Origin of the sequence: Cupriavidus necator A5-1, assembly GCF_000744095.1 — a bacterium.
Lineage (GTDB): Bacteria > Pseudomonadota > Gammaproteobacteria > Burkholderiales > Burkholderiaceae > Cupriavidus > Cupriavidus necator_A.
The window spans coordinates 1311587-1333250 of the sequence record NZ_JQLI01000008.1 but is presented as its reverse complement, the minus strand read 5'-3'; the positions used below and the strand labels follow the sequence as shown (position 1 = coordinate 1333250).

Below are 21664 nucleotides of genomic sequence, written 5' to 3'. Positions count from 1 at the left end.
GCTTCAGATCAGACTCAGTTGGTGGTCTTGGCACCGCCCTCGAACCACTGCCCCAGCAGCGCGCGTTCGTCGTCGGTGATCTGCGTCACGTTGCCCAGCGGCATGGCCTTCTGCTGCACGGCCTGCTGATAGATCAGCTGGGCGTGTGCCTTGATGTCCTCGGCGGTGTCGAGCTTGATGCCCTTGGCCGCGGTCGGCATCATCTTCGGCTGCTCGGCGTGGCACTGCACGCAGCGCGCGTTCATCACTTCCTGCACCTTGGCAAAACTGACGGTGGCCGCGGCAGCTTCGCCGCCTTCGCTCTTGGCCACGGTCGGGCGGGGCTGCGGCGCGATGATCACCGCCACCACGGCCAGCGCGGCAACGCCGGCGGCGGGCCACAGGATGTTGATCTTGCCCTTGTGCTTCAGGATGAAGAACTGGCGGATCAGCACGCCCGACAGCATGATCAGGATCAGCACCACCCAGTTGTACTTGTGCGCGTAGGTCATGCTGTAGTGGTTCGACAGCATTGCGAACAGCACCGGCAGCGTGAAGTAGGTGTTGTGCACGCTGCGCTGCTTGCCGCGCTTGCCGTGGATCGGGTCCACCGGCTGGCCGGCCTTCAGTGCCGCTACCACCTTGCGCTGCCCCGGGATGATCCACGCCAGCACGTTGGCGCTCATGATCGTGGCGACCATCGCGCCGGTCAGCAGGAACGCCGCGCGGCCCGAGAAGATATGGCAGGCCACAACGGCTGCGGCAGCGATGTAGAGCGCCACCAGGATGCCGACGACGCGGTCGTTCTTGCCGAACAGGCGGCAAATGCCGTCATAGACGATCCAGCCGATCAGCAGGTACGACACCGCAAAGCCTACCGCCGCGCCGGGCGACATGTCGAACAAGTTCTTGTCGATCAGGTACGTGCTTGCGTTGAACAGGTACAGCACCACCAGCAGCGCGAAGCCGCTCATCCAGGTGGAATACGACTCCCAGTAGAACCAGTGCAGGTTCTCCGGCAACGCCTTGGGTGCGGTCAGGTACTTCTGCGGGTTGTAGAAGCCGCCGCCGTGCACGGCCCACAGTTCGCCGTCGACGCCCTTCTCCTTCAGGTCAGGCGCGGTGGGCTTGGTCAGGCTGTTGTCCAGCCACACGAAATAGAACGAAGAGCCGATCCATGCGATGGCGGTGATGACGTGCACCCACCGCAGCAGCATATTGGCCCAGTCGAGGATATAGCCTTCCATGTCTTGTCTCCTGTTTCCCTATGCCACCGCTTCAGCTGCCGCGGTAGGTCGAATACGACCAGGGCGATACCAGGAGCGGCACGTGGTAGTGCGCGTTGACGTCGGCAATGCCGAAGCGCAGGGGCACCACGTCCAGGAAGGCGGGCTCGGGCAACTTCACGCCTTGCGCGCGGAAGTAATCGCCGGCGGCGAATTCCAGCTCATACACGCCGACGGCAAAGTCGGCACCTTCCAGCAACGGCTGGTCGCAGCGGCCGTCGTGGTTGGTGACCACGGTCTTCAGGGTTTCGCGGCGATTGTCGACAATTTTATGGAGAGTAATCGACATGCCTTGTCCGGGCGTCCCGGCAGCGGTGTCGAGAACGTGGGTGGTCAAGCGTCCCATCGTATTTGTCCTTTTGCGATTGGGTTGTGAGGGGCGCCGCTGCCTTCACTAGCACCATTTTTGGGATTGGTGCCCGCTCGGTACGTCTGGTAACGCATCCCGGCGCTGGGTTGGTGCGTGGCGACAATGCGCCTGCTCCCACCCGGTTGGCAATTCAGGGATTACCCTGAGTTGTCGAAAACCTGACTCGGTTTTGTTGACAATTCTGGGGCCCCAACCAAATAATTGTCAACAATTTTCGGATCACCGTACCCTGATACCCGGGATTCACGGTGCCCTGACTGACTGCTGGTGCCACGATGTCCAAGAGCCTGAAGCTGATCGCCGGTGTTACCGGTGTTGCCGATCCCGAGCCGACCGAGACCCAACCCGGCAAGCCCGGGAAGCCCGCCCGCAAGGGCTCGGTCGAAGAGCGCATGTACCACGAGATCTACGACGCGATCATGGAGCACCGGCTGCCGCCGCGCACCAAGCTCACCGAGCATTCGCTTTGCGAAATCTATGCCACCGCGCGGCACACCGTGCGCAAGGTGCTGTCGCATCTTGCAGCCGACGGCATGGTCGATCTCGAACCCAACCGCGGCGCCTTTATCGCCAGCCCCTCTACCGACGAGGCGCACGACATGTTCGAGCTGCGCCAGATGCTGGAGCGCGCGGTGCTGGACAAACTCGCCGCCATGCCCGACGTCAAGACCGTGATCGCGCCGCTGCGCAAGATGGTGGCCAGCGAGCGCCAGGCCTTCCTCACGCATGACCGCCCCAAATGGATCCGCCTGTCCGCCGAGTTCCACACGGCGCTGGCGGAACTGTCCGGCAACGCCCTGCTGGTCAACATGATGCGCCGGCTGGTATCGCGCACCACGCTGATGATCGCCAGCGTGGAAGCCCCGGGCAACAACGCCTGCTCGTTCGACGAACACGAGGAAATCCTCGACGCCCTGGAACAGGGCGATGTCGCGCTGGCCCAGTCGCGCATGGCGCACCACCTTGGCGCCTGCGCCGACCGCGTGCAACCGGACGAGCCGGGCAGCTTCGATCTTCGCAGCGTACTAGGCCGCTCCACCTAGCACGGTGTTCCCGCCACCGCTCCCAAAAGCAAGGCCACGCCTGACGGCACACAGCACCCGGCTGACAAGCGAGTAGTGCTGAGACGGCAGGCCCACAAGCGTCCGGCGATCACCCAGGACCGACGGCCAGGACAGTGGCGTTCCCATCAAACCAAAGGAGAGGAGACGCACCAATGAATTCAGCAAGCACCACGGTCCCCATGGACCTCACCAACGAGCGTTTGCCTTCCGGGCGCCTGCTCGCGCTTGGTTTGCAGCATGTTCTGGTGATGTACGCCGGCACGGTTGCCGTGCCCCTGATCGTGGGAGGCGCGCTCAAGCTGCCCAAGGACCAGTTGGCGTTCCTGATCAATGCCGACCTGTTCGCGGCCGGCCTGGCCACGCTGATCCAGGCCTTCGGTTTCTGGAAATTCGGCATCCGGCTGCCCGTGATGATGGGTGTGACCTTTGCCTCGGTGGCGCCGATGATCGCGATCGGCACCGATCCCAATGTCGGCCTGCTCGGCATCTACGGCGCCGTGATCGCGTCGGGGATCTTCGGCATCCTGATCGCGCCGATGATGGGACGCATGCTCGGGCTGTTCCCGCCGGTGGTGACCGGCACGGTGATCACGCTGATCGGCGTGTCGCTGATGCGCGTGGGCATCAACTGGGCGGCCGGCGGCCAGCCCACCACGCGCGCGGTGATCGACGGCGTGGCCAAGGAAGTGCCCAACCTCGCCTACGGTGACCTGACCAGCCTCGGCATCGCCGGGCTGACGCTGGTGACCATCCTGCTGCTGACCAAGTACGGCCGCGGCCTGGTGGCGAACTGCGCGGTGCTGCTCGGCATCATCGCCGGCACGCTGGTGGCGATGGCGCTGGGCAAGGTCTCGTTCGAGGGCCTGGATGAAGCCAGCTTTGTCGCCGTCATCACGCCGCTGCACTTCGGCATCCCGACCTTCGAGCTGAGCGCAATCCTGTCGATGTGCATCGTCATGCTGATCACGCTGGTGGAGTCGACCGGCATGTTCCTGGCGCTGTCGGACATCACCGGCAAGAAGCTGAGCAACGAAGACCTGACCCGCGGCCTGCGCGCCGACGGCCTGGGCACGGTGATCGGCGGTGTGTTCAACACCTTCCCCTACACCTCGTTCTCGCAGAACGTGGGCCTGGTGACCGTGACCGGCGTGCGCTCGCGCTACGTCGCCGCGGCCGGCGGCATCATCCTGATCGCCTTCGGCCTGTTCCCCAAGATGGCCCACGTGGTGGCGTCGGTGCCGCAGTTCGTGCTGGGTGGTGCCGGCATCGTGATGTTCGGCATGGTGGCCGCCACCGGCATCCGCATCCTGGGTTCGTGCGATTTCAACCGCAATCGCCACAACCTGTTTATCGTCGCGATCTCGATCGGCTTCGGCATGATCCCGACGCTGGCACCGACCTTCTTCCAGTACCTGCCCAAGTGGACCGTGCCGTTCACGCACAGCGGCATCGTGCTGGGCACGATCGTCGCCGTGGCGCTGAACCTGTTCTACAACGGCATCCAGTCGCGCGAAGAGGCGATGCGCAACGCCGCCGCCAATTCGCACGGCACCGAGTAACTGAAGTCGCCGGGCGCGGCCGCGCCCGGCACGACTGGCACGCTCATTGCGTAATTTGCGGCGCTTGCGGGCGCCGCGGCGTGCCGGCCGGTCTCCTGAAGCAAGCAACGACACATGACAAACCAGAACTATCCACGCGATCTCATCGGTTACGGCGCCCGCCCGCCGCACGCCCGCTGGCCGGGCGGCGCGCGCGTCGCGCTGCAGTTCGTACTCAACTACGAAGAAGGCGGCGAGAACTGCGTGCTGCATGGCGACGCCGCCTCAGAGCAGTTCCTCTCCGAGATCGTCGGCGCCGCGGCCTACCCCGACCGCCACATGAGCATGGAGGGCATCTACGAATACGGCTCGCGCGCCGGCGCCTGGCGCATCCTGCGCGAGTTCGAGAAGCGCGGCCTGCCGCTCACCATCTTCGGCGTGTCGATGGCACTGCAGCGCCATCCGGAACTGACGCGTGCCTTCGTCGAACTGGGCCACGAGATCGCCTGCCACGGCTGGCGCTGGATCCACTACCAGGGCATCGACGAGGCCACCGAGCGCGAGCATATGCGCATCGGCATGCAGATCATCAAGGAGCTGACCGGCGAGCTGCCGCTGGGCTGGTACACCGGCCGCGACAGCCCCAACACGCGCCGGCTGGTGGTCGAGCACGGCGGCTTGCTGTACGACTCCGACTACTACGGTGACGACCTACCCTTCTGGACCGAAGTGGAAATCACCGGCGGCGAGAAGAAGCCGCACCTGGTCGTGCCTTACACGCTGGACTCCAACGACATGCGCTTTGCCACGCCGCAGGGCTTCAACACCGGCGAGCAGTTCTTCCAGTACCTGAAGGACGCGTTCGACGTGCTGTACGAGGAAGGCGACCCCAGTGGCCTGGACAGCCCGAAGATGCTGTCGATCGGCATGCACTGCCGCCTGCTCGGCCGCCCGGGCCGCTTCCGCGCGCTGCAGCGCTTCCTCGACTATGTGCAGGAACACGACAAGGTGTGGATCTGTCGCCGTGTCGACATCGCCCGCCACTGGGCAGAAACCCATCCCTACGCTCCCCGGAAGCAAGCATGAGCCAGACCTATACCATCGCCCAACTGAACGCCATGTCGGTCGCGGAATTCGTGCAGGTGCTGGGCGGCATCTACGAACATTCGCCCTGGTTTGCCGAGACCGCCGCCGCGCAGCGTCCCTTTGCCGACGCTGCCGCGCTGACGCAGGCGCTGCGCCAGGCCGTCGATGAAGCCGGCGAAGCCGCGCAGCTCAAGCTGGTGCGCGCCCACCCGGAACTGGCCGGCAAGGCCGCGGTGCGTGGCGAGCTGACCGCCGAGTCCACGCGCGAGCAGAGCGGCGCCGGCCTGAACCTGTGCACGCCCGAGGAATTCGACCGCCTGCAGTCGCTTAACGCCGCCTACAACCAGAAGTTCGGCTTTCCGTTCATCCTGGCCGTGCGCGGCTACGACCGCCACGGGATCATCGCGGAGTTCGCGCGCCGCCTCGAAAACTCGCCGCAAGACGAGTTGCAGACGTGCATCAACCAGATCCATCGCATTGCACAGTTCCGGCTTGACGACTTGGTATCCGCCTGAGAAAAAAAGCGTCACCTGCATAACAAAAACGCTGTACCCCGATGCCGCCGGTATCCCAGACACCGAGCCCAAAGCCAGGCGGCACAAATAGAAAAAGAAAACAAAAAAACACGATAAGAACCCGACAGGGACCCAGTACACAACGTTCCAAGCAGGATTGAAACCACGGAGGTCTTAACATGCAGAAGCAGTACAAGCCGGCATTGAAGCTGGCGGCAGCAGCGGCTACCCTTCTTTCCGGCGCGGCCATGGCCCAGTCGAGCGTCACGCTCTACGGCCAGGCCGACATGTTCATCGGCGGCGTCAAGAACCCGGGCTCGGGCGAGCGCGCATGGGTGGCCAATTCGGGCGGGATGCAGACGTCTTACTGGGGCATCAAGGGCACCGAAGACCTGGGCGGCGGCACCAAGGCCATCTTCGACCTGAACGGCTTCTTCCGCACTGACAGCGGCAACAGCGGCCGCTTCAATGGCGACTCGATGTTCAGCCGCAATGCCTTTGTCGGCCTGCAGAACGACAAGGCCGGCACCATCAAGCTCGGCCGCAACACCACGCCGTACTTCGTGTCGACCATCCTGTTCAACCCGCTGATCGACTCCTATGTGTTCTCGCCGGCGATCTTCCATACCTACTTCGGCGCCGTCAGCGGCAGCGTTGCGGATCCCGGCATCATCGGCGATTCGGGCTGGAACAACTCGGTGCTGTACTCCACGCCGAACTTCGGCGGCCTGACCGCCAACTTCATCTACGCGTTCGGCGAGCAGGCAGGTGCTGCGGGCAAGAACAAGTGGGGCGGCAACCTGATGTACTTCAACGGGCCGTTCGCGGCAACCGTTGCCTACCAGCAGGTCCGCTTCAGCGAGGTGCCGACCGACCTGGCAAGCCTCGGCTTCTCGCGCCAGGACGCCGCCCAGGTCGGCCTGTCGTATGACTTCAATGTGGTCAAGCTGTTCGCCCAGGGCCAGTACATCAAGACGCGCGCCACCACGGCCGTTGATGGCGACATCAAGCACATCAACGGCCAGTTCGGCGCGTCGGTGCCGATCGGCGCCGGCAGCCTGCTGGCATCGTACGCTTACGACAAGACCGACAACTCGCTGGGCGACTTCAAGCGCAACACCTTCGCCATCGCCTACGATTACAACCTGTCCAAGCGTACCGACGTGTACGCCGCCTACTACTACGACAAGATCACCGGCATCGAGCACGGCGACACCTTCGGGGTGGGCGTGCGCCACAAGTTCTGATGACGTAACCGTCTCACCGGCAGCACTCGGCCCGCCTCTCCGGCGGGCTTTTTCATTGCCGCGTCCACGTCACTTCTTGTCGAAAATCGCCCCTTCGATGTTGCACCGCGCCATTCAATGCTACGGCGCACACCAGATCGAAAGCTGAAGATTCATAGGGGGATTCAATTGGAAGCGCCTCCGGACGCTTCCTAGATTGGTGATCCGGACCCTCAAAACTACAGCGAGAGAGGTGACTCATGCGGCGCTACGCAAAGACCCGATCCGAACTGATGGCCATCCTGAACCAGTGCCTCGACAACAACCCCGAGTGCGGCGAATGCGAGCTGCACGCGGTGCGAATGCACCAGCCTGACCACACCGGATGCAACTGGAGCGCCGAGGTCGATTTCCCGCAGGAATATGTTGAGAACCTCGACACGCAGTTGGCCGCGGCCAAGTCGATCATCGTCGTGATGCGCGAGCAGTACAACGTGCTGCAATAGGAACAACGTCAAGTGCCTTCCCCCCGCGATTGCCGCGGGGCAGCATCAAGCAAAAAGCCGGGTCAGACGACCCGGCTTTTTGCATTCTTGCTTACTGCGTTTTCAGCGCATCAGCGCACCGCGCCGCTCTCCGCCACGGCCACTGCCGTCATGTTGACGATACGGCGCGTGGTCGCCTGCGGGTTCAGGATGTGCACCGGCCGGGCCGCGCCCAGCAGGATCGGGCCCACCGTCACGCCCTGCCCGCCCGTGATCTTGAGCAGGTTGAAGGCGATATTGGCCGCGTCCAGCGTCGGCATTACCAGCAGGTTGGCGCTGCCGGCCAGCTTGGTCGACGGCAGGAAGTGGCGGCGCACGTCTTCGTCCAGTGCGGCGTCACCCTGCATCTCACCTTCCACTTCCAGGTGCGGTGCCACCTTGGCCAGGATCGCCGCAGCCTCGCGCATCTTGCGCGCCGACGGACGGGTCGAGGAACCGAACATCGAATGCGACATCAACGCGGCCTTGGGAACCAGGCCGAAACGCGCAATTTCCTCGGCGGCTAGTTGCGCGATCGCGGCCAGTTCCTCGGCGGAGGGATCGTCGTTGACGAAGGTGTCAGTGATAAACAGCGTGTGCTTTTCCAGCATCAGCGCGTTCATCGCGGCGAACACCTTGGCGCCCGGCGCCAGGCCGATCACGTCGCGCACGTGCTCGAGGTGAGCCTCGAAGCGGCCGACCGTGCCGCACAGCAGCGCATCGGCATCGCCCATATGCATCAGCATCGTGCCGATCAGCGTGTTGGAGCGGCGCAGGGCCACCTTGGCCATGTCCGGCGTCACGCCGTCGCGACCGCGCAGCGCGTGGTAGGCCTCGTGGTAGGCGCGGTAGCGCGGGTCTTCCTCCGGATTGACCAGGTCGAAGTCCACCCCGGCCTTCAGACGCAGGCCGGCCTTCTCGATGCGCATCTGGATCACGTGCGGACGGCCGATCAGGGTCGGACGGGCCAGCCCTTCATCCACTACGGTCTGGACCGCACGCAGCACGCGCTCTTCCTCGCCCTCGGCGTAGGCCACGCGCTTGGGCGCGGCCTTGGCGGCGGAGAACACCGGCTTCATGATCAGGCCGGTGTGATAGACATAGGTGGAGAGCTGCTGGCGGTACGCTTCGAGATCCTGGATAGGGCGCGTGGCCACGCCGGACTCTTCCGCGGCCTTGGCCACCGCCGGCGCGATCTTCTCGATCAGGCGCTGGTCGAACGGCGTCGGGATGATGTAGTCCGGGCCGAACTTCAGCTCACGGCCACCGTAGGCGGCGGCGACGGCGTCGTTCAGCTCGGCCTCGGCCAGCTCGGCAATCGCCTTGACGCAGGCCAGCTTCATCGCTTCCGTGATCTTGGTCGCGCCGCAGTCCAGCGCGCCGCGGAAGATGTACGGGAAGCACAGCACGTTGTTGACCTGGTTCGGGTAGTCCGAACGGCCGGTGGCGATGATGCAGTCCGGGCGCGCGGCCTTGGCCACTTCCGGGCGGATTTCCGGCTCGGGGTTGGCCAGCGCCAGGATGATGGGCTTGTCGGCCATGGTCTTGACCATGTCGCCGGTCAGCACGCCGGCGGTAGAGCAGCCCAGGAACACGTCGGCGCCCTTGACGATGTCGGCCAGCGTGCGGGCTGAGGTGTCCTGCGCGTAGCGCGCCTTGTTGGCTTCCATGTTGGCGTCGCGGCCAACGTAGATCACGCCCTTGGAATCGACCACCGAGACGTTCTCGCGCTTCACGCCGAGGCTCACCATGGTGTCCAGGCAGGCAATGGCCGCGGCGCCCGCGCCCGACACCGCCAGCTTGACCTTGGCGATATCCTTGCCGACCACCTTTAGGCCATTCAGCAGCGCCGCCGCCGAGATGATGGCGGTGCCGTGCTGGTCATCGTGGAAGACCGGGATGTTCATGCGCTCGCGCAGCTTCTGCTCGATGTAGAAGCATTCCGGCGCCTTGATGTCTTCCAGGTTCACGCCGCCCAGCGTGGGCTCCAGCGCGGCCACGATCTCGACGATCTTGTCCGGATCGCGCGCGTCGAGCTCGATATCGAACACGTCGATGCCGGCGAACTTCTTGAACAGGCAGCCCTTGCCCTCCATCACGGGCTTGCCGGCCAGCGGGCCGATATCGCCCAGGCCCAGCACGGCGGTGCCGTTGGTCACCACCGCCACCAGGTTGGCGCGCGAGGTGTACTCGGCGGCGGTGGCGGGATCCCTGGCGATCTCCTCGCAGGCATACGCCACGCCCGGCGAGTAGGCCAGCGACAGGTCTCGCTGGTTGGACAGCGCCTTGGTCGCGGTTACCTGAATCTTTCCCTTGGTGGGACTGCGGTGGTATTCCAGCGCAGCGAGGCGCAATTGCGCTTCAGGACTGTTTGGGGCATGTTGCGGTGCATCACCGCTGGTCTTGCTGCTCATTGGCTCGTCCGGAAAATGGCCCGGCACCGGAAGCGTCCCTCTCCCGCCATGATTCGTCTCGGCCTCGATCTGATCGAGGGCCGGCAGCGAAGGAAACAACTTGGCAGCGAAACTGACGATTCCGGCAACAAGGCCGGAAAAATCGAGCACTTATTCTAGCCCACGGATCGGCACAAAGCGCCACCAGAGCCAGTCTGGAAGCCGTTTTTTGGGCGGAATGTTCTAGTTAAACTGCTTTTACCAATCGGTATGCAATGAACGTGCAGGGGCATGCCCCTGCACGCATTTGCACGCACTGTCTTCGTGACATTGAAGCCGGCGAAAAAAGCTGCCCTATTTGGCGTTCTTGTCGACCTCCAGGGTCACGCGGCGCGGCCGGCCGCTTTCCGCCGGGAAGTCGGTAAAGGCGCTGCGGATCAGGTAAGGCATGGCCGCCGGCAGCGTGCCGTTCTCGGCGTGGTTCTGCGCGGTCACCTGATAGACCCGCTTGCCGGTGGCGGCCTCGATGAAATAGACGCGCAGGCTGGAGAACGTCACCGGCACGTCCCGCACCACCGTCTGCGGCGGCCAGTAGCCCGGCCCCCAGGGTCCATACGGACCCCACGGGCCCCACGGCCGGTAGTAGCCGTACGGACCCCAGTACGGGCCCCATGGACCGTAGTCCGGATAGACAGTTTCGGCCACGCGCACCAGGCCGGGCGCGGCGTCATATTCCATGCTGACGCGGTAGCGCGCCTGCTTCGCCGGCACCTGCTCGAAGCCGACGCCGGACAGTGCCGTGGCCAGCCAGGCCTCGTAAGTCTGCCGGTCCAGCTGTGCCGCCTGTCCCGGGGCGTGCTCGAAGGCGTAGGTGCGCGGCGCCTCGTTCTGCCAGCCGGCCTGGCTGAATGCCGTGACATCGGTCACCACCGTGCTGGCGCAGCCCGACAGCAACAGCACCGCCAGCAATGCCATCGACCCACAGAGCCGGTACAGCCCTGAACCCATTCCTTTTTTCTCGCCACTGCCGACATCGCCTGCGCGCTGCCACATAGTGCTACCTCACTTTCCACTCGAAACCCACGTGTCTTTGAGACCACGCCGCGGCGCCGGAATTCCCGGCTTGCCCTCGCATCGCCTCCCGGCAGCCGGCGATGCGGCTGACAACCAATGCCCCGTCGACCCTTGGCTACAATGAGGACTTCGGCGCCATGCTTTGCTCCCCGGCTGCCATGGCCCGCCCTTCCCAACGGTCTTCCGAAGACAGGATCTCTCCATGCTGCGCACCGACACGCCCGTTACCGTCTATCGCAAGGACTATACCCCGCCCCCGTTCGCCATCGACCACGCCGACCTGGTGCTGGACCTCGACCCGCAACGCACCGTCGTCACCAGCACGCTGCGCTTCGCGCGCCAGGCCGGCGCGCCGGATGCGCCGCTGGTGCTGTGCGGCGAGGAGCTCGAACTGATCGGCGTCAGCCTGGACGGCAAGCCGGTCGCCAACGCGGCCCAGGAAGCCGGCACGCTGACCATCCCCGGCCTGCCGGCGCAGGGCACGCTGGAGATCGTCACCGCCTGCGAGCCGGCGGCCAATACCACGCTGTCGGGCCTGTACGTGTCCAACGGCAACTTCTTCACCCAGTGCGAGGCCGAGGGCTTCCGCCGCATCACCTACTTCCTCGACCGCCCGGACGTGATGGCGACCTACCGCGTCACGCTGCGCGCCGATCGCGCCGCCTATCCGGTGCTGCTGTCCAACGGCAATCTCGTCAGCAAACAGGACCTGCCCGACGGCCGCCACGAGGCCGTGTGGGAAGACCCGTTCCGCAAGCCCTCCTACCTGTTCGCGCTGGTCGCCGGCAAGCTCGAATGCATCGAGGAACGCATCCAGTCCGCCTCCGGCAAGGACAAGCTGCTGCAGGTCTGGGTCGAGGCCCGCGACCTGGAGAAAACCCGCCACGCCATGGATTCGCTGGTCCACTCGATCCGCTGGGACGAGCAGCGCTTCGGGCTGGAGCTGGACCTGGACCGCTTCATGATCGTCGCCGTCGGCGACTTCAACATGGGCGCGATGGAGAACAAGGGCCTGAACATCTTCAACACCAAGTACGTGCTCGCCAACGCGCAGACCGCCACCGACACCGACTTCGCCAATATCGAGGCGGTGGTCGGCCATGAGTACTTCCACAACTGGACCGGCAACCGCGTGACCTGCCGCGACTGGTTCCAGCTCTCGCTCAAGGAAGGGCTGACGGTGTTCCGCGACCAGGAGTTCTCGGCCGACATGATGGGCTCCGAGTCCGGCCGCGCGGTCAAGCGCATCGAGGACGTGCGCGTGCTGCGCCAGGTGCAGTTCCCCGAGGACGCCGGCCCGATGGCGCATCCGGTGCGCCCCGACAGCTATGAAGAGATCAACAACTTCTACACCGTCACGGTGTACGAGAAAGGCGCCGAAGTCGTGCGCATGTACCAGACCCTGCTGGGCCGCGACGGCTTCCGCAAGGGGATGAACCTGTACTTCGAGCGCCATGACGGCCAGGCCGTGACCTGCGACGATTTCCGCGCGGCGATGGCCGACGCCAACGGCCGCGACCTGACCCAGTTTGGCCTGTGGTACAGCCAGGCCGGCACGCCGGTGGTGACCGCGCGCACCGCGTGGAACGCTGACGACGGCAGCCTGACGCTGACGCTGTCGCAGCGCTGCCCCAAGGTAGGCATCGAAACCCGCGCCGGCACGCCCGAGAAGCAGCCCTTCCATATCCCGTTCGCGCTGGGCCTGCTCGGCGCCGACGGCCAGGACCTGCCGCTGCAGCTCGAAGGCGAGAGCGCGCCCGCGGGCACCACGCGCGTGCTCGACTTCACGCAGTCCGAGCAGAGCTTCCGCTTTATCAACCTGCCACAAGTGCCACAAGGCGAGGCCGCCCCGCTGCCCTCGCTGCTGCGCAACTTCTCCGCGCCGGTGATTGTCGATGCCGAATACACCGACGCGCAGCTGACCTTCCTGCTGTCGCACGACAGCGATGCCTTCAACCGCTGGGAAGCCGGCCAGCGCCTGGCCACGCGCGCACTGCTGCAGCTGGTGGCCGACGTGCAGGCCGGGCGTGAGCTCAAGCTCGATCCCGCGCTGGTGCAGGCCATGCGCACCGTGCTGACCGATGACACGCTCAACCCCGCCTTCCGCGAGCAGGCACTGGTACTGCCCGCCGAGGCCTACCTGGCCGAGCGCATGGGCGTGGCCGATCCCGCCGCGATCCACCGTGCCCGCCAGTTCATGCGCGAAGGCCTGGCGCGCGCGCTGCGGGCCGACTGGCTGGCCGCCTACGCGGCCAATGCCACCCCCGGCGCATACTCGGCCGATGCGGCCTCGGCGGCAAAGCGCGCGCTGCGCAACCTGGCACTGGGCTACCTCGCGGACAGCCGCGATGCAGACATGCAGGCCCTGGCCGAGCAGCAATATCAGACCGCCGACAACATGACCGACCGCTTCGCCGCGCTGTCCTCGCTGGTCAACAGCTTCGCGCCCGGCCGCGAGCATGCGCTGGCGGATTTCTACGAGCGCTTCGAGGACGACGCGCTGGTGATCGACAAATGGTTCTCGCTGCAGGGCATGCAGCGCGGTGAGGTCGGCCCGCACGCCGGCAAGCGCACCATCGACACCGTGCGCGCGCTGATGGAGCACCCCGCCTTCAACCTGCGCAACCCCAACCGTGCGCGCGCGCTGATCTTCAGCTTCTGCTCCGGCAACCCGGCGCAGTTCCACGCCGAAGACGGCTCGGGCTACCGCTTCTGGGCCGACCAGGTGCTGGCGCTCGACGCCATCAACCCGCAGGTCGCCGCACGCCTGGCGCGCGTGATGGACCGCTGGCAGAAGTACGAACTGAACCTGCGCGACCGCATGCGTGCCGAGCTGGAGCGCGTGGCCGCCAGCGATACGCTGTCGCGCGACGTGCGCGAGATCGTCGGCAAGGCGCTCGCCGCCTGACTGGAGAATCCGAGCGGAAATACAAACAAGGAGGCACCGTACCGCCCCCTTTGCCCAGCGCCCCGCAATGCCGTCATCGCGGCCAGCCGGGGCGGGCATGTAGAATTGCGGCCATCCAAGGAGAACCAACCATGACTCGCATCAGCCTCACCCGCTACCTGGTCGAGGAGCAGCGCAAGCACAACACGATCCAGCCCGAACTGCGGCTGCTGATCGAAGTGGTCGCGCGCGCCTGCAAGGCCATTTCCAACGCCGTCAGCAAGGGCGCCCTCGCCGGCGTGCTGGGCTCGGCCGGCACCGGCAACGTCCAGGGCGAAACCCAGCAGAAGCTGGACGTGATCGCCAATGAAGTGCTGCTCGATGCCAACGAATGGGGCGGCCACCTCGCCGCGATGGCGTCGGAAGAAATGGAATCGTTCTACGAGATTCCCAACCGCTACCCGAAGGGCGAATACCTGCTGCTGTTCGATCCGCTGGATGGCTCGTCAAACATTGACGTCAACGTCTCGATCGGCACCATCTTCTCGGTGCTGCACATGCCCAAGCCGGGCCAGACCGTGACCGAGGCCGACTTCATGCAGCCCGGCACCCACCAGGTCGCCGCCGGCTACGCCGTGTACGGCCCGCAGACCACGCTGGTGCTGACCGTCGGCAACGGCGTGCACATGTTCACGCTCGACCGCGAGGCCGGCAGCTTCGTGCTGACACACTCCAACGTGACGATCCCGGACGACACCAAGGAATTTGCCATCAATATGTCGAACATGCGCCACTGGGCCCCGCCCGTGCGCCGCTATATCGACGAATGCCTGGCCGGCGAAGAAGGTCCGCGCGGCAAGAACTTCAATATGCGCTGGGTCGCCTCGATGGTCGCCGACGTGCACCGCATCCTGACTCGCGGCGGCATCTTCATGTACCCGTGGGACAAGCGCGAGCCGGAGAAGCCGGGCAAGCTGCGCCTGATGTACGAAGCCAACCCGATGGCCATGCTGGTCGAGCAGGCCGGCGGCGCCGCCACCAACGGCCTCCAGCGCATCATGGATGTCGTGCCCGAGAAACTGCACCAGCGTGTGTCGGTGATCCTGGGTTCGAAGAACGAGGTGGAACGCGTCACGCGCTACCACCAGGAAGCCGAAGGCAAGGCCTGAGCGCGGCCCTGCGACAAGGAAACGGGGGCGCCGGCCGGCGCCCCCGTTCTTCCGGCATGACGGCCGGGCGGCACAAAGGGGCTTCCCAAGCCTGAAAAACGCTGCTAGTATTGCGGGCTGTTCCAGTACACCGGAACATGTTGCCGAAGTAGCTCAGTCGGTAGAGCAGCTCATTCGTAATGAGAAGGTCGGGGGTTCGATTCCTCTCTTCGGCACCACAGAATTCCAGGGCATGGCCCACACAAACCCGGACGGCGTCAGGCTCTCCGGGTTTTTTGTTGCCTGTCGTTTGCGGCGGGGGATGGCGTCGATGGCCGCACGGGCAGCGACTGGCGCCCCACCCGTCGCGCCCACCAGTACCGGAACGGGTGGTCGAAGTCGGGATAGAGCACAGGCTGGCTGAAGCAGCCGGCGTGCTTCATCAGGAGGTAGGCGGCAAGAATGGCCGCCCAGAATACGAGCAGTTTCACGATCACGGCCACCCTTGTTTGCCAGGTGGCCGTTTTTATTATAGGTAGCCGGCGTGCCACGGGGCCGATGACGCACCCCGTGCATACCCTAACCTCGCTACCCCTTGATACCCTTCAATACACCTCCGGCACGATCATCTGCTTCGGCACCGGCTGCCGCACGTAGTCCTCGTGCCGCTCCCGTCCCGGTAGTACCACGGTGGGCGATTCCACTTCCGCATAGGGCACCAGGCTCAGCAGGTGTTGGATGCAGTTCAAGCGCGCCCGCTTCTTGTCGTCGGCCTGCACCACCCACCACGGCGCCTCGGGGATATGCGTGCGCTCGAGCATGATTTCCTTGGCCTTGGTGTAGTCCTCCCAGCGGCGCTGCGACTCCAGGTCCATCGGGCTGAGCTTCCACTGCTTGAGCGGGTCGTGGATGCGGCTGAGGAAGCGCAGGCGCTGTTCGTCGTGGGTGATCGAGAACCAGTACTTGATCACCTGGATGCCGGAGCGCACCAGCATCTTCTCGAACTCGGGCACGGAGCGGAAGAACTCTTCATACTGGTCGTCGTCGCAGAAGCCCATCACGCGCTCGACGCCGGCGCGGTTGTACCAGCTGCGGTCGAACAGCACGATTTCGCCGGCGGCCGGCAGGTGCGCGGCGTAGCGCTGGAAATACCACTGCGTGCGCTCGCGGTCGTTGGGCGCGGGCAGTGCCGCCACGCGGCATACGCGCGGGTTGAGCCGCTGCGTGATGCGCTTGATCACGCCGCCCTTGCCGGCGGCGTCGCGCCCCTCGAACAGGATCACGATCTTGTGCCCGGTGGCGGCAACCCAGCTCTGCAGCCGCACCAGCTCGCCCTGCAGGCGGAACAGCTCGCGGAAATAGCGCCGGCGGCTGTCCTGCTCGGCCTCGTCCGTGAGTTGCACCGGATCGCCGAAGGCCTCGCTGGCTTCGCGGTCGTCCAGTTCCAGCTCGATCTCTTCGTCGTAGTAGTCGGCGACTTCCTTGTGGATACGCCGTACAAGATCTGCCTCTCCCGGTCTCATCTGCTCTCCCTGTGGATACAACGCGGTCGCGGCGATGCTCGCATGCCTGTGTTGCAGCGGCGTGAAGGCGGGCGGCCTGCCCCGGCAGGCCTCCCTGCATGCAGGTTACGCCAACTACGCCGCGGGATTGATGTTGTGGTTATGGCGGAACAGGTTGTCCGGGTCGTAGCGCCGCTTCACCTCGACCAGCCGGTCATAGTTGGGCCCGTACGCCGCGCCGACGCGGTCGACCTCTTCCTGGGTCAGGAAATTGACGTAGACGCTGCCCAGCGCAAACGGCGTCGCCGCGCGGAACACTTCGCGGGCCCAGGCGATGCACCGGTCGTCGTCGGCAGGCGAATCCCAGCGCCCGTGCAGGTTCATGATGAACTTGGCGTCGCGGCTCGCATAGGCGGTCGCGTCCTGCGCGACGCGGTTGGTCTGCCCGCCCATCGCGCCGATAAAGACCTCGCATTGCGGTGACGGCAACTTGCCGATCTGCTCGATCAGCATCGTGATCATGGCGTCGTCCAGGCCGGCAAAGTTGTGCGACTTCCAGTAGTTGCGCGCGCCCGGCGTCAGCAATGGATCGAAGGCCTGCTGCCAGGCGGTGAACGGCATCGGGCCGACGTGCTCGCCGTAGGGCGTGCCCAGCTTGCGCAGCGGCTCGACCAGTTGGGGCCCCTTGTCGGGCGGGCCGATATAGCAGATCGCAAGCGCCGCGATCGGCTTGCCGTGCGCCTCGGGCGGCAGGAAGGGCAGCGGCGGCGCCTGGCGCAGCACCACCCATACGGTCAGCTCGTCCGGCATCGACTCGTACAGCTCGCGGTAGGCGGGGATCACCGTGGCCGCCTGCTCCAGCGGATAGACGATCAGGCCGCCATACACTTCCGGCCCCACCGGGTGCAGGCGGAACTCGAACATGGTCACCACGCCGAAGTTGCCGCCGCCACCACGCAGCGCCCAGAACAGGTCGGCGTTCTCGTCGGCGCTGGCGCGCACCAGCTTGCCGTCGGCGGTCACCACCTGCGCCGAGACCAGGTTGTCGACCGTGGTGCCGAACTTGCGGCTGAGCCAGCCGAAGCCGCCGCCCAGCGTCAGCCCCGCGACGCCCGTGGTGGAGTTGATGCCCAGCGGCGTGGCCAGGCCGAAGGTCTGCGCTTCATGATCGAAGTCGCGCAGCGTGGCGCCGGGCTCCACGTAGCCACGCTGCGCCTTGGGATCGATGCGCACGGATTTCATCTGCGACAGGTCGAGAACCATGCCGGCTTCGCAGATCGCCAGTCCGCCGATATTGTGGCCGCCGCCGCGTATCGCCAGCAGCACGCCGTTGTCGCGCGCGAAATTGACGCCGGCGATCACGTCGGCAGTGCCGGCGGCCCGCACGATCAGCGCCGGGTGGCGGTCGATCATCGCGTTCCAGATGCTGCGGGCTTCGTCGTAGGCGGGATCGCCCGGTTGCAGCAATTGCCCCCTCAGGCGGGACTTGAGTCCCTCGACAAGTTCGCTGGATAGCTGGGCCATGATGTGCCTCCCGATGCTGGTTGCAAACATCGGACGGCGCGCGGCGGACGGGGAAGTGATGGCCACGAGGACCGATGACTTCACCATTTAAGGCGGGCACCGGATGAATGTAAACGTGCACCCGGTAGTGCGCGCGCGGCAAGTGCGGTACGGCGAGCATGCCGCCGTGCCGGCCTATCATGAATCGACGGCGCGCCATCGCAGCGCCTAACCAACAGCGCCATGAACCCTTCGACCTCACCTCCCCTGTTCCTGTGCGGCGACGTGATGACCGGCCGCGGCATCGACCAGATCCTCGCGCATCCCAGCCAGCCGCTGCTGCACGAATCGTATGTACATTCCGCGCTCGACTACGTGCACCTTGCCGAGCGCAAGGCCGGGCCGATCGCTCGCCCCGCCGGGCCGGAATACCCGTGGGGCGAGGCGCTGGCGGAACTGGAAAGCCGCGCGGCGCGCCCGCGCATCGTCAATCTCGAAACCGCCATCACCACCAGCGACGACGCCTGGCCGGGCAAGTCGGTGCACTACCGGATGCATCCGGGCAATATCGCTTGCCTGCAGGCAGCGGGCATCGACTGCGCGGTGCTGGCCAACAACCATGTGCTCGACTGGGGACGCGCAGGGCTGGCCGATACGCTGGCGGCACTGGACGGGGCGCACATCGCGCATGCCGGGGCTGGTCCCGACGAGGCCTCCGCCGCACGTGCCGCGCTGTTGCCGCTGCCGGGCGGCGGCCGCGTGGTGGTCCTTGCCTTTGCGATGGAGAACGCCGGCACGCCGGCGGCGTGGCGCGCCAGTGCCGGGCATTCGGGCGTGAACCTGCTCGATGACTGGTCCGACGCTTCGCTCGAACGCATCGCGGCACAAGTGCGCGGCATCAGGCGGACGGGCGACGTGGTGGTGGTTTCGATCCACTGGGGACCGAACTGGGGCTACCGCATCGACCCGGCGCAACGCGCCTTCGCACGCGGCCTGGTGCAGCGCGCCGGCGCGGATATCGTCCACGGCCATTCCTCGCACCATCCGCTCGGCATCGAGCTGCATGCGGGCAAGCCGATCCTCTACGGCTGCGGCGACTTCATCAACGACTACGAAGGCATCGGCGGCTATGACGAGTACCGGCCCGACCTGGCGCTGATGGCCTTCGTCAGCTTCGATCGCGGTGGCCACGCCGACCTGCGGCTGGTGCCGCTGCGCCGCAGCCATTTCCGGCTGCAATATGCGCGCGAGGTGGATATTGCGTGGCTGCTGGCGATGTTCGCGGACGAAGGACGGGCGCTTGGCACAAGTTGCGAGCGCAGCGGCGTGCACGAGTTGCGCGTGTTCGCGGCGGGAGGCCTGCCCTAATGAAAAGCCCGCCGGCAAGGCGGGCCTGACAACGAGTGGCCCCGCGCGCGAGGCCATTTGCTAATGCCGGTGAATCATGTGGTCGAACCAGGTCTTCACCGACTGCTCCTGTTGCTGCAGCAGCGTCGGGTTCTTTTCGCGCAGGACCCAGATGACGAACGCCGCACAGGCAACCAGGGCGATCAACACCAGCGCGGTGATCATTGTGGCAGCCATAGCAACCTCCTGTCGGTAGTGTGGTTGCACCTTCAGTGTAGGTCGACTCGCAGGCGGTTGCAGGGGCGCAGAAAGCGGGAAGGCCAGCCGTGATGGCTGGCCTTCCGGTGATTCAAGTGCCACGTGTGTCGGTTCCGTGTAACGCTTCCACAGTTTGCTGATTCCGCTTCTGCATTCACTGCCCGACGCTAGCTCTTCTCGCCCATCCTGCGGCACCCCAGGACATAACTGCAGCATAGTACAAATCCGCGCGCAGCGAAGCGTTCAGAACCCTTGCGTTACGGGCTGGTTCAGGTGACCGCGATGCGGTCGTCGACCAGTCGGATCTGCCCGCCAGGCTTGTCTTCCATCACTTTGAGCACGCGGCTGCCTATCTGCAGCGTAACGCCGCCGTGGATGCGGCGCGCGGCGTCGATCACGGCGTCGGCGGCCGGCTGCATCTGCTGGCCGAGTTCGGTCAGCCGCCCCTCCAGCTCGAACAGGTCGCGCGAGAGCTTGAACAGCGTCGCGCGCGCCTTCTCGCGCAGGTCGCCGACGGCTTTCTCCGGGTGCCGAGCGAAGAACGCCACCAGTTGCCTGACCTTGTTCTGCTCTTCCAGCAGCCGGCGGCGATCGCCTTCCAGCGCGGCGCGCTGCGCGTCGGCGTAGGGGTTCAGGCCGACCTGCACGCTGGTGGCGGTGCCGGCCGGGGAACCCAGCACTGCGGCGCGCACGGCCAGCATGGCGCGGCTGCGGCCGCCGCTGATGCTGCCCTGCACGCCGGGGCCGCCCACCACGATACGCTCGCCCGCGGCGACGTCGCTCTGGCGGATGCCGCTGTCGACAGTGACCTCGGTACCGGCCTCGACCACGGCGTTCTCGATAAAGCGCGCCTTCACCGCGCCCTTGCAGCGCACGCTGGCGCGGCTGATGCCGCCTTCCTTGTGCCCGCTCTCGGCCTTGCCGATGATGCCGCCCTTGACCACGACGTTGCCGCCCGCCTCGACATTGGCGGCTTCGATGGTGCCTTCGACCACCACGTCGCCACTCACGCTTACCGACATGCCGGTGCGGATATCGCCCGACACGCGCAGCGTGCCGTCGAACGCGACATTGCCGGAATGCAGGTCGACCGACTCCACCTGCACCACCGGGCTGACCGAGATGCCATGGACGCCGACCAGCGGCGATCCTGCAATCACCGCGACCAGCAGGTCGGCATCGTTGGGATCGGCGGCCGCGCCAGTCAGGCCCTCGGCAAAGGGTGGATCCTCCACCGGATCGGCCGCGATGGGCTTGCCGAACACGTCCACGCCGTCGTTGCCGGGCACGGCCGGGATGCGGCGCATCAGCGGCGTGCCGGGGCTGACCAGCAGCAGGCTGCCCAGGTCACGCAGGTCTACCTTCGTGGCTTCGTCGTCGGCCTGCGCCGGCTTGCGCGGCTCCAGCAGGGTGACGAAGCGCGCCGGCTCGCCCCGGCGCGGTGCCACGCCGGCAGCGATGGTGCGCAGCTCGCAGGTGCCTTCGGCCAGTGCGGCCTCCAGCGCAAGGCTCTGGATCGGCGCCACCACGCCCCGGTCCGCCGCGGCGCGGCGAATTTCCTCCGCGGTGACCGGCCTTCCGCCTTCGGGCGGCATCAGCGTCAGCCGCACGGCCAGGCCGTCGCCGGTGATATCGAGTTCAAAAGCGCCGTCGATCAGCGCGCCGATGGTGGCGTCGATCTCATGCTCGGCCCGCTGGCATTGCGCCAGGAACTGGGCCACCGCGCGCGCCTCCAGCCGCGCGCCGGCCCAGCCCAGGCTGGCCAGGCATTGCTTGAGGCTGTCGTGATCCGGCGGCAACCTGCCGGGCTCCGGCGTGTAGCGCGCATGCACCTGCTCGCCTGGCTCAGTGAGCTCCAGGCGCAAACCCGACTCGTGAATCATGAGTCCCCCGACTGTTCTTGTGGAGCGGCAGGGGTCCCACCACAGGCTGTCCCGGTGGCAGTGCCCGCACTGCAGGAGGTC

The 21664-nt window shown here is 65.8% G+C and carries 18 protein-coding genes and 1 tRNA gene; 10 read left to right on the top strand and 9 right to left on the bottom strand.

Annotated features, from left to right (window positions below; genetic code table 11):
* Window positions 1–14: 14 nt before the first annotated feature.
* Window positions 15–1226, bottom strand: coding sequence for a urate hydroxylase PuuD (locus K307_RS30290; RefSeq protein ID WP_042884615.1), 1212 nt, complete (start codon window positions 1224–1226; stop codon window positions 15–17).
* A 31-nt stretch (window positions 1227–1257) separates the two neighbouring features.
* A complete protein-coding gene (gene uraH, locus K307_RS30285; RefSeq protein ID WP_022534020.1) occupies window positions 1258–1611 on the bottom strand; it encodes a hydroxyisourate hydrolase in 354 nt (117 codons plus the stop codon).
* Window positions 1612–1910: 299 nt separating this feature from the next.
* Here uraH and K307_RS30280 point away from each other — a divergent pair, with 299 nt between their 5' ends.
* From K307_RS30280 to K307_RS30255, 6 genes are all read left to right on the top strand, one after another.
* Complete coding sequence (locus K307_RS30280; RefSeq protein WP_042884614.1) at window positions 1911–2678, top strand: GntR family transcriptional regulator; 768 nt, start codon at window positions 1911–1913, stop codon at window positions 2676–2678.
* A 173-nt stretch (window positions 2679–2851) separates the two neighbouring features.
* A complete protein-coding gene (locus tag K307_RS30275; protein WP_042884612.1) occupies window positions 2852–4258 on the top strand; it encodes a nucleobase:cation symporter-2 family protein in 1407 nt (468 codons plus the stop codon).
* A gap of 114 nt (window positions 4259–4372) precedes the next feature.
* On the top strand, window positions 4373–5323 hold the full coding sequence (gene puuE / locus K307_RS30270; RefSeq protein ID WP_042884610.1) for an allantoinase PuuE: 951 nt from the start codon (window positions 4373–4375) through the stop codon (window positions 5321–5323).
* The gene (gene uraD, locus K307_RS30265) at window positions 5320–5838 is read left to right on the top strand and encodes a 2-oxo-4-hydroxy-4-carboxy-5-ureidoimidazoline decarboxylase (protein WP_042884609.1); all 519 of its coding nucleotides are present in this window, start codon (window positions 5320–5322) and stop codon (window positions 5836–5838) included. Before puuE ends, uraD begins: the two co-directional genes overlap by 4 nt.
* Window positions 5839–6017: 179 nt before the next feature.
* Window positions 6018–7085, top strand: coding sequence for a porin (locus K307_RS30260; protein ID WP_042884607.1), 1068 nt, complete (start codon window positions 6018–6020; stop codon window positions 7083–7085).
* 239 nt (window positions 7086–7324) lie between these two features.
* Window positions 7325–7570 carry a hypothetical protein gene (locus K307_RS30255; RefSeq protein WP_042884605.1) on the top strand — a complete coding sequence of 82 codons (246 nt, stop codon included), beginning with the start codon at window positions 7325–7327 and terminating at the stop codon, window positions 7568–7570.
* Between the two features lie 110 nt (window positions 7571–7680).
* Here K307_RS30255 and K307_RS30250 read toward each other — a convergent pair whose 3' ends face one another.
* Together K307_RS30250 and K307_RS30245 are read right to left on the bottom strand one after the other, a co-directional pair.
* Window positions 7681–10002, bottom strand: coding sequence for an NADP-dependent malic enzyme (locus K307_RS30250; RefSeq protein ID WP_042887564.1), 2322 nt, complete (start codon window positions 10000–10002; stop codon window positions 7681–7683).
* Between the two features lie 333 nt (window positions 10003–10335).
* Window positions 10336–10956, bottom strand: a complete 621-nt coding sequence (locus K307_RS30245; RefSeq protein ID WP_042884604.1) for a DUF4136 domain-containing protein — start codon at window positions 10954–10956, stop codon at window positions 10336–10338.
* Window positions 10957–11257: 301 nt separating this feature from the next.
* Here K307_RS30245 and pepN point away from each other — a divergent pair, with 301 nt between their 5' ends.
* The 3 genes from pepN (at window position 11258) to K307_RS30230 (ending at window position 15329) form a co-directional block, all read left to right on the top strand.
* Complete coding sequence (gene pepN / locus K307_RS30240; protein WP_042884602.1) at window positions 11258–13963, top strand: aminopeptidase N; 2706 nt, start codon at window positions 11258–11260, stop codon at window positions 13961–13963.
* Window positions 13964–14094: 131 nt separating this feature from the next.
* Window positions 14095–15111, top strand: a complete 1017-nt coding sequence (locus K307_RS30235; RefSeq protein ID WP_042884601.1) for a class 1 fructose-bisphosphatase — start codon at window positions 14095–14097, stop codon at window positions 15109–15111.
* Window positions 15112–15253: 142 nt separating this feature from the next.
* Window positions 15254–15329: transfer RNA gene (locus K307_RS30230), tRNA-Thr, on the top strand.
* Between the two features lie 39 nt (window positions 15330–15368).
* Here K307_RS30230 and K307_RS30225 read toward each other — a convergent pair.
* From K307_RS30225 to K307_RS30215, 3 genes are all read right to left on the bottom strand, one after another.
* The gene (locus K307_RS30225; RefSeq protein WP_230626180.1) at window positions 15369–15587 is read right to left on the bottom strand and encodes a hypothetical protein; all 219 of its coding nucleotides are present in this window, start codon (window positions 15585–15587) and stop codon (window positions 15369–15371) included.
* A gap of 108 nt (window positions 15588–15695) precedes the next feature.
* A complete protein-coding gene (gene ppk2, locus K307_RS30220; protein WP_042884600.1) occupies window positions 15696–16613 on the bottom strand; it encodes a polyphosphate kinase 2 in 918 nt (305 codons plus the stop codon).
* A 114-nt stretch (window positions 16614–16727) separates the two neighbouring features.
* Complete coding sequence (locus K307_RS30215; RefSeq protein WP_042884598.1) at window positions 16728–18116, bottom strand: FAD-binding oxidoreductase; 1389 nt, start codon at window positions 18114–18116, stop codon at window positions 16728–16730.
* 222 nt (window positions 18117–18338) lie between these two features.
* Between K307_RS30215 and K307_RS30210 the strand changes: the two genes are divergently transcribed.
* Window positions 18339–19463, top strand: a complete 1125-nt coding sequence (locus K307_RS30210; RefSeq protein ID WP_080745266.1) for a CapA family protein — start codon at window positions 18339–18341, stop codon at window positions 19461–19463.
* Window positions 19464–19523: 60 nt separating this feature from the next.
* Here the strand turns inward: K307_RS30210 and K307_RS48620 are convergent, their stop codons facing one another.
* Both K307_RS48620 and K307_RS30205 read right to left on the bottom strand, forming a co-directional pair.
* On the bottom strand, window positions 19524–19679 hold the full coding sequence (locus tag K307_RS48620; protein ID WP_196251627.1) for a hypothetical protein: 156 nt from the start codon (window positions 19677–19679) through the stop codon (window positions 19524–19526).
* A gap of 290 nt (window positions 19680–19969) precedes the next feature.
* Window positions 19970–21583 carry a DUF342 domain-containing protein gene (locus K307_RS30205; protein ID WP_042884596.1) on the bottom strand — a complete coding sequence of 538 codons (1614 nt, stop codon included), beginning with the start codon at window positions 21581–21583 and terminating at the stop codon, window positions 19970–19972.
* Window positions 21584–21664 lie beyond the last annotated feature (81 nt).